We start from the raw sequence: 16377 nt of genomic DNA on the forward strand, positions 1-16377 counted from the left end.
AGACAAAACCCCGACATGGCGGTCGCCAGTCGGGGTTTTTTCATGCTGCGGCCAGGTCAGCCGACGTTGGGCTTGCGGCTGGCCATGGCGGTTACCGCATAGCCGATCACGGCGGCGAAGAACGAGCCGGTGAGAATACCCATGCGGTCCATTCCGGCGTAATCACTGCTGCCAGGCACAAAGGCGAGCGAGCCAACGAACAGGCTCATGGTGAAGCCGATACCGCAAAGTATCGCCACACCCAGCAATTGCCCCCAGCTGGCGCCTGCAGGCAGCGCGGCCAGGCGCAGCTTGACTGCGACCCAGGTCAGGCCGAAGACACCCACGGTCTTGCCCAGCAGCAGCCCGACGGCGATGCCTAGTGGCACCGGGTGGGTGAAGCTTTCTACGGTCATGCCTGCCAGCGATACACCGGCATTGGCGAAAGCGAACAGCGGCAGGATGGCGTAGGCGACCCAAGGATGCAGGGCGTGCTCCAGGGCGAGCAGTGGCGAGCGTTCGGCATGGCGCGTGCGCAGCGGGATGCACAGGGCCAGGGCAACCCCGGCCAAGGTGGCATGCACACCGCTCTTGAGCACGCAGACCCACAGGATCAGGCCAACGACCATGTACGGCCCAAGCTTGACCACGCCAAGCCGGTTCATGGCCACCAGCACTACCAGGCAGGCGGCGGCCAGCAGCAGCGACACGCTCGACAGGGTGCCCGAGTAGAACAGGGCAATGACGATGATCGCACCCAGGTCGTCGATGATCGCCAGGGTCATCAGGAACAGTTTCAGCGACACCGGCACGCGCTTGCCCAGCAAGGCCAGTACGCCGAGGGCGAAGGCGATGTCGGTGGCGGTGGGGATCGCCCAGCCGGCCACGGCCGCCGGGTTGTCACGGTTGATGAACCAGTAGATCAGTGCCGGTATCACCATGCCGCCCACGGCGGCGGTGGCTGGCAGGATCACCTGGGAGGGCTTGGACAGGTGGCCGTCGACCACCTCGCGCTTGACCTCCAGGCCGATGAGCAGGAAGAACAGGGCCATCAGGCCGTCGTTTATCCACAGCAGCAGCGGTTTGGCGATGTGCAGCGCGCCGACCTGGACGGCGACGGGGACGTCGAGCAGGCCGCTGTACAGGTAGGACAGTGGCGAGTTGTTGATGACCAGGGCCAGGATGGCCGCAGCGATCAGCAACAGGCCGCTGGCGGCTTCGAGCTGGAAGAAGCGGGTGAACAGGCTACGCACGGGCTATAGGCTCTCCATGAGCAGTTGACGATGGAACGGGCGTACACCCTAGCCTGTGACGATATGCTTTCAAACAAAAACTATATTCGTTTTTGTTATATGTTGTTACTGGCTGGGCTGAGGGAAGCCTAGATGCAGATGGGGAAAGAGTGGGGAGGGGAAGTCTGATGTTTGTTGTGGATTTTTCTGATGTCTGCAGTGGCCCTTTCGCGGGTAAACCCGCTCCCACAGGTACTTCACAGTCTTCAATACCTGTGCAGTACCTGTGGGAGCGGGTTTACCCGCGAAGAGGCCCTGGCATGTAATAAAGGCTCAGAGGCCGAGCATATCCCGCGCCACCGCCTCGGCGATACGAATGCCATCGACACCTGCCGACAGGATCCCGCCCGCATACCCAGCCCCTTCACCCGCCGGGAACAGCCCCTTCAGGTTCAGGCTCTGGAAGTCCTCACCGCGGGTAATGCGCAGCGGCGACGAGGTGCGGGTCTCGATCCCGGTCAACACTGCATCATGCAGGTTGTAGCCCTTGATCTGCCGGTCGAACGCCGGCAGTGCCTCGCGAATGGCCTCGATGGCGAAGTCCGGCAGGCTCGGCGCCAGGTCGCCCAGGGTCACGCCCGGTTTGTAGGACGGCTCGACACTGCCCAGTGCAGTCGACGGCCGGCCGGCGACGAAGTCACCCACCAGCTGCGCCGGGGCCTGGTAGTTGCTGCCGCCCATCACGTAGGCGTGGGCTTCCAGGCGCTCCTGCAGCTCGATGCCGGCCAGCGGGCCGCCCGGGTAATCGCGTTCGGGGTCGATGCCGACGACGATGCCGGAGTTGGCGTTGCGCTCGTTACGCGAGTACTGGCTCATGCCGTTGGTAACCACCCGGCCTGGCTCGCTGGTGGCGGCGACCACGGTGCCGCCCGGGCACATGCAGAAGCTGTACACCGAACGGCCGTTCTTGGCGTGGTACACCAGCTTGTAGTCGGCGGCACCAAGTTTCGGGTGACCGGCGTACTTGCCCAGGCGCGCCTTGTCGATCAGCGTTTGCGGGTGTTCGATGCGGAAGCCCACCGAGAACGGCTTGGCTTCCATGTACACACCCTTGGCGTGCAGCATGCGGAAGGTGTCGCGGGCACTGTGGCCCAGGGCCAGCACCACATGGCGCGAGTGCAGCTGTTCGCCGCTCTCCAGCACCACGCCGGTCAGCTGCCCATCCTCGATCAGCAGGTCGGTGACCTTCTGCTGGAAGCGCACTTCGGCGCCGAGGGCGATCATGTCCTGACGCATCTGCTCGACCATGCCGGTGAGGCGGAAGGTACCGATGTGCGGCTTGTTGATGTACAGGATCTCGTCCGGCGCACCGGCCTTGACGAACTCTTCCAGCACTTTGCGGCCGTGGTGCTGCGGGTCCTTGATCTGGCTGTACAGCTTGCCGTCGGAGAAGGTACCGGCGCCGCCTTCGCCGAACTGCACGTTGGACTCGGGGTTGAGCACGCTCTTGCGCCACAGGCCCCAGGTGTCCTTGGTGCGCTGGCGCACTTCCTTGCCGCGCTCGAGGATGATCGGCTTGAAGCCCATCTGTGCCAGCAACAGGCCGGCGAAGATGCCGCACGGGCCGAAGCCGACCACGATCGGGCGCTCCTGCAGATCGGCAGGGGCCTGGCCGACGAACTTGTAGGTCACGTCTGGCGCCGGGCCGATGTTGCGATCGTCGGCGAACTTGCTGAGCAGTTCGGCTTCGTTGCTGGCTTCCAGGTCGATGGTGTAGATGAACAGCAGTTCGCTGTTCTTCTTGCGCGCATCGTAGCTGCGCTTGAACAGGTTGAAGCTGAGCAGTTGCTCGTCGCGGATGCCCAGGCGCTGGACGATGGCTTCACGCAGGGCTTCGTCGGGATGGTCCAGGGGCAGCTTCAGTTCGGTGATTCGTAGCATGGCAGGGTCCAGTATCCCGGCCATGGGCGGCCGGCGGCTTTACACAAACCGCCAAGTATAAGCTGTTCGCCGCCCCGACTGGCAGGATAAAAGCGCCCGGCGATCAGTTGTCGCGCGCACCGCCATAGTAACCGCAGCCTTGCAGGGTCTTGCCGTCGATGCGCAGTTCGGCGCGCAGGTGGTGGATGGCACCGGTGGCGGTGTCTACGCAGCGTTGTGGCGCGACCCACAGCTCCACGTGCTGGCCGTTGGCTTCGCTGGTCAGGGTCAGGCCGCCGCCGGGCACTTCTTCTTCCAGAAAGGGCAGGGGCAGGGGTTCCTGGCCGACGCGGTTGAGCACCATGCCTTTGCCACTGGCCTTGATGTCCCATTCCGGCTCATGGCCGTTGGCGCGCAGGGTCAGCTGTTTGAAGTTGGGGTCTTCACAAGCTCGGGTGGAAGGTTCCAGGCGGTACAGGCGGCGAACTTCCAGCTGGCCGTCGTTGTTGGCCTGCCTGCTGCCGGTGAGGCGGCCACGGACGTCGGCGAACAGCTTGTCGTTGGCGTCCTTGGCGAGGTTGGCGGCTTCCTGCAGGATGCCGGTGGCGGCGACGTCGTTGATCACGAAAGTACGAGTTTCGCTGCACGGCTTGAACAGCAGCTGGCCACCGGCAGCCCGCAACTCGCCCTGCATGCGCGTGGTGCCGATGTTCGGGTCGCTGGGGGCGTCAGCCATGAGCTGGCAGCCGGCGAACAGGGGCAGCAGGGCGGTGAGCAGCAGGGTGGGGGTGAGGCGCATGGGGCGGGCTCCGGGGGGATCTTTTGCCAAGGAGCTGGCCACGTTACTCAGGCTTTGCCGGGATCACAAGTTTTCGGTCAACTGTGCTGGCTTCTTCGCGGGTAAACCCGCTCCCACAGAGATAGTGCAAGGCTTGAGTGTGGCGCCGTACCTGTGGGAGCGGGTTTACCCGCGAAGAGGGCTGCACAGGCGACACAAAACCGGCGGGCAGAAAAAAGGGCCCGAAGGCCCTTTTCCCATCAACCCCCCAGGTACGCGTCGCGCACCTTCGGGTCGGTCAACAGTGCTTCCCCAGTACCCTGCATCACCACCCGGCCGTTCTCCAGCACATAGGCCCGGTCAGCGATCTTCAGCGCCTGGTTGGCGTTCTGCTCCACCAGGAACACCGTCACGCCATCACGGCGCAGCTGTTCGATGATGTCGAAGATCTGCTGGATGATGATCGGCGCCAGGCCCAGCGAGGGCTCGTCGAGCAGCAGCAGCTTGGGTTTGCTCATCAGCGCCCGGCCAATGGCGAGCATCTGCTGCTCGCCACCGGACATGGTGCCGCCACGCTGGATATAACGCTCCTTCAGGCGCGGGAACAGCTGCAGCACCTTGTCCAGCTGCTCCTGGTAATCGCCCTTGTCGGTGAAGAAACCGCCCATCGCCAGGTTTTCCTCGACGGTCAGGCGGGAGAACACGCGGCGGCCTTCCGGCACTACCGCGATGCTCTTGCGCATGATGTGCGAGGACGGCTGGCCGACCAGTTCTTCACCCAGGTACTTGATGCTGCCGCTGTGCGCCTGCGGCGAGCCGCACAGGGTCATCAGCAAGGTCGACTTGCCGGCACCGTTGGCGCCGATCAGGGTAACGATCTCGCCCTGGTTGATCTCCACGTTGACGCTGTGCAGCGCCTGGATCTTGCCGTAGAAGGTGGAAACGTTCTCGAACTTCAGCATTTACGCTTCCCCCAGGTAGGCTTTGATCACGTCAGGGTTGTCGCGGATCTCTTCCGGCGTGCCGTGGGCCAGGGGGGTGCCCTGGTTGATCACCACGATATGGTCGGAAATGCTCATCACCAGCTTCATGTCGTGCTCAATCAGCAGCACGGTGACGTTGTGCGACTCACGCAGGTAGGCGATCAGCGCCTTGAGGTCTTCGGTCTCCTTCGGGTTCAGGCCCGCTGCCGGTTCGTCGAGCATGATGATGCGCGGCTGGGTCATCATGCAGCGGGCGATTTCCAGGCGGCGCTGCTGGCCGTAGGCGAGGGTGCCGGCGGTACGGTTGGCGAACTCGGTCAGGTTGACCTTCTCCAGCCAGTACTGCGCGCGCTCCATGGCCTCCTTCTCGCTGCGGCGGAAGTTCGGGGTCTTGAACAGGCCGGCGAAGAAGTTGGTGTTCAGGTGGCGGTGCTGGGCGATCAGCAGGTTTTCCAGCGCGGTCATTTCCTTGAACAGGCGCACGTTCTGGAAAGTCCGCACCACGCCCTTGCGGGCGATCTGGTGCCCGGCCAGGCCCTGGATCGGCTGGCCATCGAGCAGGATGGTGCCGCCGCTGGGCTTGTAGAAGCCGGTCAGGCAGTTGAACACCGTGGTCTTGCCGGCACCGTTCGGGCCGATCAGTGCCACCACCTGTTTTTCCTTGACGGTCAGGCCCACGCCGTTGACCGCCAACAAGCCGCCGAAGCGCATGCTCAGGCCGCTGACTTGCAGAATTTCGCGGCTCATCGACGCAGCTCCATGTGTGGACGTTGCATAGGCAGCAGGCCTTGCGGACGCCAGATCATCATCAACACCATCAGCGCACCGAACATCAGCATCCGGTATTCGCTGAACTCACGCATCAGCTCGGGCAGCAGGATCATCACGATGGCCGCGAGGATCACGCCCAGTTGTGAGCCCATGCCGCCGAGCACGACGATGGCGAGGATGATCGCCGACTCGATGAAGGTGAACGACTCCGGCGTCACCAGGCCCTGGCGCGCAGCGAAGAAGCTGCCGGCGAAACCGGCGAAGCAGGCGCCCAGGGTGAATGCCGACAGCTTGATCACGGTCGGGTTCAGGCCCAGTGCACGGCAGGCGATCTCGTCTTCGCGCAGGGCTTCCCAGGCGCGGCCGATCGGCATGCGCAGCAGGCGGTTGATCACGAACAGCGCCAGCAGAGCCAGCAGCAGGGCCACCAGGTAGAGGAAGATGACCTTGTTGATCGAGTTGTATTCCAGCCCGAAGAACTCATGGAAGGTCTGCATGCCCTCGGCGGCACGGCGTTCGAAAGTCAGGCCGAAGAGCTCTGGCTTGGGGATGTTGCTGATGCCGTTGGGGCCGCCGGTCCAGTCGGTGAGGTTACGCAGGAACAGGCGGATGATCTCGCCGAAGCCGAGGGTCACGATCGCCAGGTAGTCACCGCGCAGGCGAAGCACCGGGAAGCCGAGCAGGAAGCCGAAGGTAGCGGCCATCAGGCCGGCGATCGGCAGGCATACCCAGAAGCTCCAGCCCAGGTAGTGCGAGAGCATGGCGTAGCTGTAGGCGCCGACGGCATAGAAACCGACGTAACCGAGGTCGAGCAGGCCTGCCAGACCGACCACGATGTTCAGGCCCAGGCCCAGCAACACGTAGATCAGGATCAGCGTGGCAATGTCGACCGCACCGCGCGAGCCGAAGAACGGCCACACCAGTGCCGCGACGATCAGGCCCATGATCACGTAGCGCTGGGTTTTCGGCAGGGTCAGGTAGTTGCTGACCGCCGGCGGGATCAGCTTGCGATCCGAACGGCGGCCCATTACCGAGTTCCACTGCTTGTCGAACAGCACGCGCAGGAACATCAGCACCGAGCACAGGGCAATGATGCTGAGGTTGAACGAGCCCTGGCTGTGCACGGACAGGCTGATGCCGTCGATGCTCAGTTTCAGGCCCAGTACCGGGAAGGCCACGGCCCATACCAGCAAGGCGCTGAAGAACGCCTGTTTGAGATTTCTGTTCATACTTTTTCAACCTCCGGGCGGCCCAGGATGCCGGTCGGCCGGAATAGCAGGACAAGAACCAACAAGCCGAATGCCACCACGTCCTTGTACTGGTCGCCGAAGATATCGGCACCGAACGCTTCGGCCACGCCCAGCACCAGCCCGCCGAGCATGGCGCCCGGGATGCTGCCGATGCCACCCAGCACTGCCGCGGTGAAGGCTTTCAGGCCCACCAGGAAACCGGCGTTGGGGTTGATCACCCCGTACTGCATGCTCAGCAGCACGGCCGCCACCGCCGCCAGGGCGGCACCGATGACGAAGGTGAGGGCGATGATGTTGTTGGTGTTGATGCCCAGCAGGTTGGCCATCTTGATGTCCTCGGCACAGGCGCGGCAGGCGCGGCCCAGGCGGGAACGGGAGATGAACAGGGTGAGGCAGGTCATGGCCACCAGGGTGACCACGAACACCAGGATCTGCATGTAGCTGATCAGTACTTCCTCCGCGCCGCCCGGCCCGAACGAGAAGCTTCCGGGGATCAGGTTGGGGATGGACTTGTCCTTGGAGTCTTGCGAAAGCAAGACGGTGTTCTGCAGGAAGATCGACATGCCGATGGCGGAAATCAGCGGGATCAGTCGGTTGCTGTTGCGCAGGGGGCGGTAGGCAACCCGTTCGATGCTGTAGCCATAGGCACTGGTGACGAAGATCGTCGCGACGAAGGCGACGGTCATCAGGATCGGCAGCGAATGGATACCCATCATGGCCAGGCCCGCCAGGGCGATGAAGGCCACGTAGGAACCGATCATGTACACCTCGCCGTGGGCGAAGTTGATCATGCCAATGATGCCGTACACCATCGTGTAGCCGATGGCGATCAAGGCATAGGTGCTGCCGATGGTCAATCCATTAACCAGTTGTTGGAAGAAATGGTAGATCTCAGGCATTACAGCGCTCCTAAAAACCTGATTTGCATTTCGCTGGCGGGGGTAGGCCAGGAAACCGCGGGTGACGGTTTTAAGATTTTCAGGTGAGCCCGCCCCCGGATCGCGGGGATCAGGCCCATGAACCTCGTAAAACAAAGCCCACTGCTCGCACAGTGGGCTTCTACGGTCAGCTATTAGTCACGCAGTTACTGAGGGGAGACTTCGGTCTTCGGCTTGCCGAAGTGCCATTCGTAGACCACGAACTTGAAGTCTTTCAGGTCACCTTTGGCGTCGTAGGACAGGTCACCGGTCGGGGTCTTGAAGGTGCCGGCGTGGATGGCGGCTGCCACCTTGTCGGTATCTTCGGACTTGGCGGCCTTGATGCCCTGGGCGATCAGCTCGACAGCTGAGTAGGCCGGGAACACGAACGGGCCGCTTGGGTCCTTGCCGTCAGCCTTGATGGCGTCGACGATCTTCTTGTTCGCAGGGTCCGCGTCGAACGACTTCGGCAAGGTCACCAGCAGGCCTTCGGAGGCGTTCTGGGCGATCTGCGAGATGGAGTCGTTACCCACGCCTTCCGGGCCCATGAACTTGGCTTTCAGGCCCTTTTCCTGAGCCTGGCGCAGGATCAGGCCCAGCTCTGGGTGGTAGCCGCCGTAGTAGACGAAGTCGACGTTGTTCTGCTTGAGCTTCTGGATGATCGAGGAGAAGTCCTTGTCACCGGCGTTCAGGCCTTCGAACACGGCAACCTTGGTGCCTTTGCCTTCCAGGGTCTGCTTGACCGCGGTAGCGATGCCTTCACCGTACTGCTGCTTGTCGTGCAGGACGGCTACCACCTTCGGCTTGACGTGGTCGGCGATGTAGTTGCCGGCAGCCGGGCCCTGGGCGCTGTCCAGGCCGATGGTACGGAAGATCAGCTTGTAGCCACGGGCGGTGATTTCCGGGGAGGTGGCGGCCGGGGTGATCATGATCACGCCTTCGTCTTCGTAGATGTCGGACGCAGGCTGGGTGGAGCTGGAGCACAGGTGGCCGATGACGAACTTGACGCCGTCGTTGACCACTTTGTTGGCGACTGCAACGGCCTGTTTAGGGTCGCAGGCGTCGTCGTATTCCTTGGCTTCGAGCATCTTGCCATCCACGCCGCCCGCGGCGTTGATATCCTTGATGGCTTGCTTTGCGCCGATGAACTGCATGTCGCCGTACTGGGTCACAGGGCCGGTCTTGGGACCTGCAATCCCGATCTTGATGGTATCGGCGGCAAACGAATGGCTGGCTACCCCTGCCAGAACCATTGCGGCGAACAGCTTGGAAATCTTGATCATAGTGCTCCACTCATTCTGTTGTAATTCTTATAGTCCTGGCGGCCAGGGCTACAGACCGGGCGGGATTTGCGGCGTGGCCATGCCAACGCGCAAGCCCACCTTCCCCCGGAACATGTCCCGGAACTGTACCGGTACAGTGTAGAGCGCTGTTCGAGCGCTTGAAAAGCGGTCGAAAAGTGCCTGCTTCCTGGGTTGTCGCATGGTCGACACAAAGATACAGAAAGGCGCCATCAAACTGCCTGCATCTGCGATCCCGCCCCACAAGTTCGGGATCAATCGACCAAATTACATATTTGAAACCGGGTTTTTCTGCAAAAATGCCGACCTTTTTTATTGGCCGATTTTTGCGGAAACCACCCATGACTGATCAAACAAGCACCCTCTATGCCAAATTGCTTGGCGAGACGGCAATCATCGAGTGGAAAGCGCTGGAGCGTTTCTGGGCCAAGGGTGACCTGATTTGGGTCGACCCGAGCCTCGACCTGATCACCGTTGCCGAGGCGATGGCCGAGAATCGCAGCGAGATCTTCGCCAAGTGGCGTAGTGATGGCACTGTTGGACCGGTGACCGCCGAGCAGGCCCATGACCTGCAAAGCCGCGATCCAGAGATCTGGGCGGTGGTGGTTTCGCCGTTCATCGTGATCCAGGTGAAGCCCCTGGCAGAGGCGTGATCGCTTTTGGTGCGCGAAAATGCGCAGCAGCCCCGTTTTGGTGCTCGAGGGCGCTCAAGGCGGGTGGAGGGAAGTAACAATTCGGCGTGGCGGTAACAGTTTACGGGATGCGTAATGGGGGCTGCCTTGCAGCCCTTCGCGGGCATGCCCGCTCCCACAGGTCAGATGCTGCTCTTCAGACCAGCGCTGGTCCCGTGGGAGCGGGCGCGCCCGCGAAGGCCGCAAAGCGGCCCGGATCGATATCGAATTTGTCCGGAGTCATTGATGAACTCAAAACTACCTTCGCTTGGATTCGCCGGCATCGGCCTGATGGGCCTGCCCATGTGCCGCCGCCTGCTGGCCGCGGGTTACCCGCTGACGGTATGGAACCGCAGCCCGGACAAGTGCGCTGCACTGGTCGCCGCCGGCGCGCGCCTGGCCAGCAGCCCTGCCGAACTGTGCCGCGACAGCGACATGCTGCTGCTGTGCCTGGCCGACACGGCCGTGGTCCGCGAAGTGGTGTTCGGCGAGCAAGGCATCGCCCAGGGCGGACGCAGCGGCCAGTTGCTGATCGATTTCTCCAGCCTGGAGCCAACCGCCACCCGTGAAATGGCCGCCGAACTGGCAGCGCTGTGCGGCATGGCCTGGCTGGACGCGCCAGTTTCCGGCGGCACGCCGGGGGCCGAAGCCGGCACCCTGGCGATCATGGTCGGTGGCGAGGCGGCCGACCTGGAGCGTGCGCGCCCGGTACTGCAGGTACTCGGCCAGCGGGTGACGCACATGGGGGCGGTGGGCGCAGGCCAGGTGACCAAGGCCTGCAACCAGATGATCGTGGCCTGCAATGCCCTGGTGATCGCCGAAGTGGTGGCCTTGGCTGAACAGTCCGGGGTCGACGCGACGCTGATCGCCGAAGCGCTGGCGGGCGGCTTTGCCGATTCCAAACCGTTGCAGATCCTCGCTCCGCAAATGGCCGAAAGCCGCTTCGAGCCGATCAAGTGGCACGTGCGCACGCTGCTCAAGGACCTCGATGGCGCGGTCAAGTTTTCCCGCGAGCAAGGCTCGGCGACGCCGCTCAGTGGCCTTGCTGCACAATTGATGCGCCTGCACGCAAGCCAGGGTTACCTGCAAAAAGATCCGGCGACCCTGGTTGAGCTGTATCGCAGCAAGGGCTGAACACGCCGCCCTGGTGCTGCAGCCGCTCCAGCAGCGAGCGCAGTTCGGCCAGCGGCTCCGGGCGGCCCAGCAGGTAGCCCTGCAGGTAGTCGCAGCCGTGGGCTTCGAGAAACGCCAGCTGTTCGGCGGTTTCCACGCCCTCGCTGACCACCTGCAGATGCAGGGTATGCGCCATGACGATGATCGCCTGGACGATCTCGCGGTCCTTCTGGCTGCCCGGCACATCCTGCAGGAAGCTGCGGTCGATCTTCAGCACGTCCAGCGGCAGGCGCTTGAGGTAGGCCAGTGACGAGTAGCCGGTGCCGAAGTCATCGATCGAAAGCGCCACGCCCAGGGCGCGCACGCGCTTGAGCAGGTTGACCGTGCGCTGGATATCACCCATCAGGGCGTTCTCGGTCACTTCCAGTTCCAGCTGCCGGGATGCGAGCCCGGCGTGGAACAGCGCCTTTTCCACTTCGTTGGGCAGTTCATCGTGGCTGAGGGTGACGGCCGAGCAATTGACCGTGACCTTGAGGTTGCCATGGCCGTGGCGCTGCAGGTAGGCCAGGTCGGCGCAAGCGTGGCGCAGCACCCACAGGTCGAGGTCGATGATCAGCCCGTTGGCTTCGGCGATGGAGACAAAACGATCGGGCCCGAGCAGGCCGTGTTGCGGGTGTCGCCAGCGCACCAGGGCCTCCAGTTTGGCCACTTGCCTGCTGCGCAGGTCGAAGATCGGCTGGTAGTGCACGCACAGCCCATGCTCCTCGAGCAGGGCCACCCGCAGTTCCTCTTCCAGTTGCAGGGCAATCGAGGCCTGAGTCTTCAGGCTGTCGTTGAAGAAGTTCAGGCTGTTGCGCCCGTTGCCCTTGGACTGGTAAAGGGCGAGGTCTGCATGCTTGAGCAGCTCTTCGGCGGTGGTGCCGTCGTCGGGGAAGATGCTGATACCGATGCTGGTGGTCATGACCATGCGCCGGCCGCCCAGGTTGATGGGCTCTTTCATCCTCTGCATGATGCGCTGGGCCAGGTGGCGGGCTTCGTCGCGGTTGTTGAGGCTGGTGACCACGCAGAACTCGTCGCCGCCAAAGCGTGCGACCAGGTCGTGGTTGCGGGTGGCGGCCTTGATGTGGCTGGCGATCACCTTGAGCAGTTCGTCGCCGGCGTCGTGACCGAGGCTGTCGTTGATGCGCTTGAAATGGTCGATGTCGAGGAACATCACTGCCAGGTGGCTTTCCGTGGCCTGGTGTTCGGCCAGGCGTTCGGCGAACACCTGGTTGAAACCGCGGCGGTTGACCAGGCTGGTCAGGGCATCGTAGTGCGCGGCCTGCTGCAGCGACGCGCGGGCCTGGTCGAGCTGGCTGAGCAGCACGCTGACCCGGCGCAGGTCGTGCTCCTTGCTTTGCAGCTTCTTGTCGGCCAGCGCGGTACTGATGCTGGCAGCACTGATCAGCAGGGTGATGAAGCCGATGCCCAGCGCCAGTTGCAGGCTGTTGTCACCAGAGGGCAGGCGCAGGGCGGTGTCGGCCGGGATGACCAGGGTCATGGCCGACATCGCGGTGAAGTGGGTGGCGACGATACCGCCGGCCATCAGCAGGCTGGCGCCGTACTTCATGGCCTGGTGCAGGGTACCGCTGCCATGCCGGAAGTAGCGGGCCAGGTACAGCGCGGTCAGGCTGGTGAGCAGGGCAATGGTGGCCGACGCCAGCAGCAGGCCGGACTGGTAGTACTGGCGGGCGCCGGTTTCCAGGGCGGCCATGCCTACGAAGTGCATCACGATGATACCCAGGCCGATCAGTACCGCACTTTGCAGGTAATGGTGTGCGCGCATCTGGCTGCGGTCGAGGCTGTGCATGGCCAGCCAGGCGACGGCCAGGGCGATGAGCAGCGAAAGGATGGTCAGGGACGCGTCGTAGTGCACTTCAACTGGCGCCTGGAAGGCCAGCATGCTGATGAAGTGCATGGCCCAGACGCCACCAGCAAGGCAGCAGGCACCGAGCATGTTCCATTGTCGGTGGGCGGTGGGGTCTTCGCTGTGGGATTGGCGCTCGGCCATGTCCAGGGTGGCGAAGCAGGCCGCACAGGCGACGAAGTAGGCGAGCAGAACCAGGAACGGTTCATGCCGGCAATCAATGACGATGCGCCCGGTTGCCGGCAGGTCGGCGAACAGTTGCAGCCCCAGCCATTCCATGGAATGCCTCATGATCGAGTTTTCACTCGTCTGCGCTACAACCCTGTGCAGACTGTCCAGAGGCAGTATAGGAAGAGGTGTTTAACCCTTCCTGACTAATGGCACATTGATTTCTACGATTTGGTTATGAACCTGATCGCAGGCTGGAATATGTACACGGGTTCTAAAAATTGGCCCCCCTGTGGGAGCGGCCTTGTGTCGCGAAAGGGCTGCAAAGCAGCCCCAGCAGTTTCAACTATTGCGCGTCAATCCTGGGGCCGCGTTGCGGCCCTTTCGCGACACGAGGCCGCTCCCACAAAGGCGGCGGTGTCTGACCTGTATTAGCCAGCCACCAGCACGCGAATGGCTTCCAGGCGCAGGGCGGCCTTTTCCAGCATCGCCAGGCCCTCTTCGCGCTGCTTGCGCAGCGCTTCGATCTCGCTGTCGCGCACGCTCGGGTTGACCGCTTGCAGCGCGATCAGACGCGCCAGTTCTTCGTCGGCTTCAGCTGTGAGGCGACGCTGGGCCTCGGCCACGCGCTCGACGTGGGCCGGCATGACCTTGGCCTCGCCACTGCTGATGCGCTGGGCAAGCACGTCGCGCTGTGCCTGGACGAACTTGTTGGCGCTGGCGCGTGGCACGCTTTCCAGCTGGTCGTTGAGGGTTTCGAAGGCCACGCGGGACGCCAGGTCGTTGCCGTTGGCGTCGAGCAGGCAGCGCAATGCCGCCGGTGGCAGGTAACGGCCCAGTTGCAGGCTGCGCGGTGCCACCACCTCGCTGACGAACAGCAGTTCAAGCAGCACGGTGCCGGGTTTGAGCGCCTTGTTCTTGATCAGCGCCACAGCGGTGTTGCCCATCGAGCCGGACAGCACCAGGTCCATGCCGCCTTGCACCATCGGGTGCTCCCAGGTGAGGAACTGCATGTCCTCGCGCGACAGCGCCTGGCCACGGTCGTAGGTGATGGTCACGCCTTCGTCGTCGCCCAGCGGGAAGCTGGCGTCGAGCATCTTCTCGCTCGGCTTGAGGATCAGGGCGTTCTCGGAATGGTCTTCGCTGTCGATGCCGAAGGCGTCGAACAGGGTTTCCATGTAGATCGGCAGGGCGAACTGATCGTCCTGTTCGAGAATATCCTCGACCAGCGCCTGGCCTTCGCCGGCACCGCCGGAGTTGAGCTCCAGCAGGCGGTCACGGCCGGTATGCAGTTCGGCTTCCAGGCGTTCGCGCTCGCTGCGGGCATCGGCCACCAGGGCTTCCCAGGCCTTGCTTTCGCCACCTTCGAGCAGCGGCAGCAGGCGCGGGCCGAACTGATGCTGCAGGGCGTTGCCGGTAGGGCAGGTGTTGAGGAAGGCGTTGAGGCCTTCGTGGTACCACTGGAACAGGCGCTCTTGCGGGCTGTCCTGCAGGTACGGGATATGCAGCTGGATGGTGTGCTTCTGGCCGATACGGTCGAGGCGGCCGATGCGCTGTTCGAGCAGGTCGGGGTGCGCCGGCAGGTCGAACATCACCAGATGGTGGGCAAACTGGAAGTTGCGGCCTTCGCTGCCGATCTCGGAGCAGATCAGCACCTGCGCGCCGAACTCTTCGTCGGCGAAGTAGGCGGCGGCGCGGTCGCGTTCGAGGATGCTCATGCCTTCATGGAACACCGAGGCCGGGATGCCGGAGCGCACGCGCAGGGCGTCTTCCAGGTCCATCGCGGTTTCGGCATGGGCGCAGATCACCAGCACCTTGGTGCGCTTGAGCATCTTCAGGGTGTCGATCAGCCAGTCGACACGCGGGTCGAAACGCCACCAGCGCTCGTCGTCGGCCACCTCGCCCTGGGCCTGGAAGGCGACTTCCGGGTATAGCTCGGCATGTTCGCCGGCTGGCAGGTCACGGTACTGCTCGGGTGTGGCCAGTGGGTAAGGGTGCAGCTGGCGCTCAGGGAAGCCCTGGATCGCCGCACGGGTGTTACGGAACAGCACGCGGCCGGTGCCGTGGCGGTCGAGCAGCTCACGGATCAGGCGCGCGCTGGCCTGGGTATCGCCGTCGCTGACCGCGGCCAGCAGGGCTTCGCCTTCGGCACCCAGGAAGCCCTGGATGGTGGCGTGGGCCTTGGGCGACAGGCGGCCTTCGTCGAGCAGTTCCTGTACGGCTTCAGCCACCGGGCGATAGTGCTCGCTCTCGGCGCGGAAGGCGGCCAGGTCGTGGAAACGGTTGGGGTCGAGCAGGCGCAGGCGGGCGAAGTGGCTGTCCTGGCCGAGCTGCTCGGGGGTGGCCGTGAGCAGCAGCACGCCCGGGATCACCTGGGCCAGCTGTTCGACCAGGCCATATTCGGCGCTGACCTGGTCTTCGTGCCAGACCAGGTGGTGGGCTTCGTCCACCACCATCAGGTCCCAGCCGGCGGCGAACAGCGCGTCCTGGGCCTTTTCGTCGTCGACCAGCCACTCCAGGGCCACCAGCGCCAGCTGGGCATCCTCGAACGGGTTGCTGGCGTCGCTTTCGATGAAACGCTCGGCGTCGAACAGGGCCACCTGCAGGTTGAAGCGGCGGCGCATTTCCACCAGCCACTGGTGCTGGAGGTTTTCCGGTACCAGGATCAGAACGCGGCTGGCGCGGCCCGACAGCAGCTGGCGGTGGATCACCAGGCCGGCTTCGATGGTTTTGCCCAGGCCCACTTCGTCGGCCAGCAAGACGCGCGGCGCGCTGCGGTCGGCGACTTCGCGGGCGATGTGCAACTGGTGGGCGATGGGTTGGGCACGGCAGCCGCCCAGACCCCACAGCGCCGACTGCATCTGCTTGCTGGTGTGCTGCAGGGTGTTGTAGCGCAGGCTGAACCACGACAGCGGGTCGATCTGCCCGGCGAACAGGCGGTCGCTGGCCAGGCGGAACTGGATGAAGTTCGACAACTGGGTTTCCGGCAGGGTGCGCGGCTGGTTCTGCCCGTCCAGGCCGTGGTAGACCATCAGCCCGTCGATGTCCTCGACCTCGCGCACGGTCAGCTTCCAGCCTTCGAAGTGGGTGATCTGGTCACCTGGCGAGAAGCGCACGCGGGTCAGCGGCGCATTGCGCAGGGAATACTGGCGGGTGTCGCCAGTGGCCGGGTAGAGCACGGTCAACAGGCGGCCATCCTGCGCCAGGATGGTACCCAGGCCGAGCTCGGCTTCGCTGTCGCTGATCCAGCGTTGCCCCGGTTGATACTGCTGCGCCATACTGCCTGAACTCCCGCGATGAAAAAGCCGGTTATGTTAACGGATCGGCCGGTCAGACCAAAGTGCCGAGCGCATCGAAAGGTGCCGAAGTGCGATAGGTAGCAACAGTC

12 protein-coding genes are annotated in these 16377 nt (G+C 63.6%); 2 read left to right on the forward strand and 10 right to left on the reverse strand.

Translation table 11 applies throughout. The features are described from left to right. Positions 1 to 56: 56 nt before the first annotated feature. From nhaA to CAG00_RS23700, 8 genes are all read right to left on the reverse strand, one after another. Complete coding sequence (nhaA, locus tag CAG00_RS23665; protein WP_085614184.1) at positions 57 to 1232, reverse strand: Na+/H+ antiporter NhaA; 1176 nt, start codon at positions 1230 to 1232, stop codon at positions 57 to 59. 312 nt (positions 1233 to 1544) lie between these two features. Then, a complete protein-coding gene (locus tag CAG00_RS23670) occupies positions 1545 to 3152 on the reverse strand; it encodes an NAD(P)/FAD-dependent oxidoreductase (RefSeq protein ID WP_046614721.1) in 1608 nt (535 codons plus the stop codon). A gap of 103 nt (positions 3153 to 3255) precedes the next feature. Then, positions 3256 to 3930 (reverse strand): COG3650 family protein, encoded by a 675-nt coding sequence (locus CAG00_RS23675; RefSeq protein WP_085665461.1) that lies wholly within the window; start codon positions 3928 to 3930, stop codon positions 3256 to 3258. Between the two features lie 239 nt (positions 3931 to 4169). Continuing rightward, positions 4170 to 4871: an ABC transporter ATP-binding protein gene (locus CAG00_RS23680; protein ID WP_013973921.1), complete on the reverse strand. Its 702-nt coding sequence runs from the start codon at positions 4869 to 4871 to the stop codon at positions 4170 to 4172. Beyond that, positions 4872 to 5639 (reverse strand): high-affinity branched-chain amino acid ABC transporter ATP-binding protein LivG, encoded by a 768-nt coding sequence (gene livG / locus CAG00_RS23685; RefSeq protein ID WP_025340358.1) that lies wholly within the window; start codon positions 5637 to 5639, stop codon positions 4872 to 4874. Further along, complete coding sequence (locus tag CAG00_RS23690) at positions 5636 to 6892, reverse strand: high-affinity branched-chain amino acid ABC transporter permease LivM (protein ID WP_025340357.1); 1257 nt, start codon at positions 6890 to 6892, stop codon at positions 5636 to 5638. Before CAG00_RS23690 ends, livG begins: the two co-directional genes overlap by 4 nt. Further along, positions 6889 to 7812, reverse strand: coding sequence for a high-affinity branched-chain amino acid ABC transporter permease LivH (gene livH, locus CAG00_RS23695; RefSeq protein WP_025340356.1), 924 nt, complete (start codon positions 7810 to 7812; stop codon positions 6889 to 6891). Before livH ends, CAG00_RS23690 begins: the two co-directional genes overlap by 4 nt. 185 nt (positions 7813 to 7997) lie before the next feature. Continuing rightward, complete coding sequence (locus CAG00_RS23700) at positions 7998 to 9113, reverse strand: branched-chain amino acid ABC transporter substrate-binding protein (protein ID WP_085665462.1); 1116 nt, start codon at positions 9111 to 9113, stop codon at positions 7998 to 8000. 359 nt (positions 9114 to 9472) lie between these two features. Between CAG00_RS23700 and CAG00_RS23710 the strand changes: the two genes are divergently transcribed. Both CAG00_RS23710 and CAG00_RS23715 read left to right on the forward strand, forming a co-directional pair. Further along, the gene (locus CAG00_RS23710; RefSeq protein ID WP_085665463.1) at positions 9473 to 9784 is read left to right on the forward strand and encodes a DUF2288 domain-containing protein; all 312 of its coding nucleotides are present in this window, start codon (positions 9473 to 9475) and stop codon (positions 9782 to 9784) included. 264 nt (positions 9785 to 10048) lie between these two features. After that, the gene (locus tag CAG00_RS23715; protein WP_075046117.1) at positions 10049 to 10936 is read left to right on the forward strand and encodes an NAD(P)-dependent oxidoreductase; all 888 of its coding nucleotides are present in this window, start codon (positions 10049 to 10051) and stop codon (positions 10934 to 10936) included. Here the strand turns inward: CAG00_RS23715 and CAG00_RS23720 are convergent. Beyond that, positions 10836 to 13100, reverse strand: a complete 2265-nt coding sequence (locus CAG00_RS23720; RefSeq protein WP_085665464.1) for a bifunctional diguanylate cyclase/phosphodiesterase — start codon at positions 13098 to 13100, stop codon at positions 10836 to 10838. The genes CAG00_RS23715 and CAG00_RS23720 overlap by 101 nt on opposite strands. A gap of 320 nt (positions 13101 to 13420) precedes the next feature. Continuing rightward, positions 13421 to 16267 (reverse strand): RNA polymerase-associated protein RapA, encoded by a 2847-nt coding sequence (gene rapA / locus CAG00_RS23730; protein WP_085665466.1) that lies wholly within the window; start codon positions 16265 to 16267, stop codon positions 13421 to 13423. Positions 16268 to 16377: the final 110 nt, after the last annotated feature.

The sequence above is a fragment of the Pseudomonas sp. B5(2017) genome (assembly GCF_002112825.1).
GTDB classification, from domain to species: Bacteria; Pseudomonadota; Gammaproteobacteria; order Pseudomonadales; family Pseudomonadaceae; genus Aquipseudomonas; species Aquipseudomonas putida_Z.

Coding starts and splice junctions, on each gene's coding strand:
- CAG00_RS23700 (WP_085665462.1), bottom strand. CDS start 9,113: ATGATCAAGATTTCCAAGCTGTTCGCCGCAATGGTTCTGGCAGGGGTA.
- CAG00_RS23680 (WP_013973921.1), bottom strand. CDS start 4,871: ATGCTGAAGTTCGAGAACGTTTCCACCTTCTACGGCAAGATCCAGGCG.
- CAG00_RS23715 (WP_075046117.1), top strand. CDS start 10,049: ATGAACTCAAAACTACCTTCGCTTGGATTCGCCGGCATCGGCCTGATG.
- CAG00_RS23670 (WP_046614721.1), bottom strand. CDS start 3,152: ATGCTACGAATCACCGAACTGAAGCTGCCCCTGGACCATCCCGACGAA.
- CAG00_RS23675 (WP_085665461.1), bottom strand. CDS start 3,930: ATGCGCCTCACCCCCACCCTGCTGCTCACCGCCCTGCTGCCCCTGTTC.
- CAG00_RS23710 (WP_085665463.1), top strand. CDS start 9,473: ATGACTGATCAAACAAGCACCCTCTATGCCAAATTGCTTGGCGAGACG.
- CAG00_RS23720 (WP_085665464.1), bottom strand. CDS start 13,100: ATGGAATGGCTGGGGCTGCAACTGTTCGCCGACCTGCCGGCAACCGGG.
- rapA (WP_085665466.1), bottom strand. CDS start 16,267: ATGGCGCAGCAGTATCAACCGGGGCAACGCTGGATCAGCGACAGCGAA.
- CAG00_RS23690 (WP_025340357.1), bottom strand. CDS start 6,892: ATGAACAGAAATCTCAAACAGGCGTTCTTCAGCGCCTTGCTGGTATGG.
- livG (WP_025340358.1), bottom strand. CDS start 5,639: ATGAGCCGCGAAATTCTGCAAGTCAGCGGCCTGAGCATGCGCTTCGGC.
- livH (WP_025340356.1), bottom strand. CDS start 7,812: ATGCCTGAGATCTACCATTTCTTCCAACAACTGGTTAATGGATTGACC.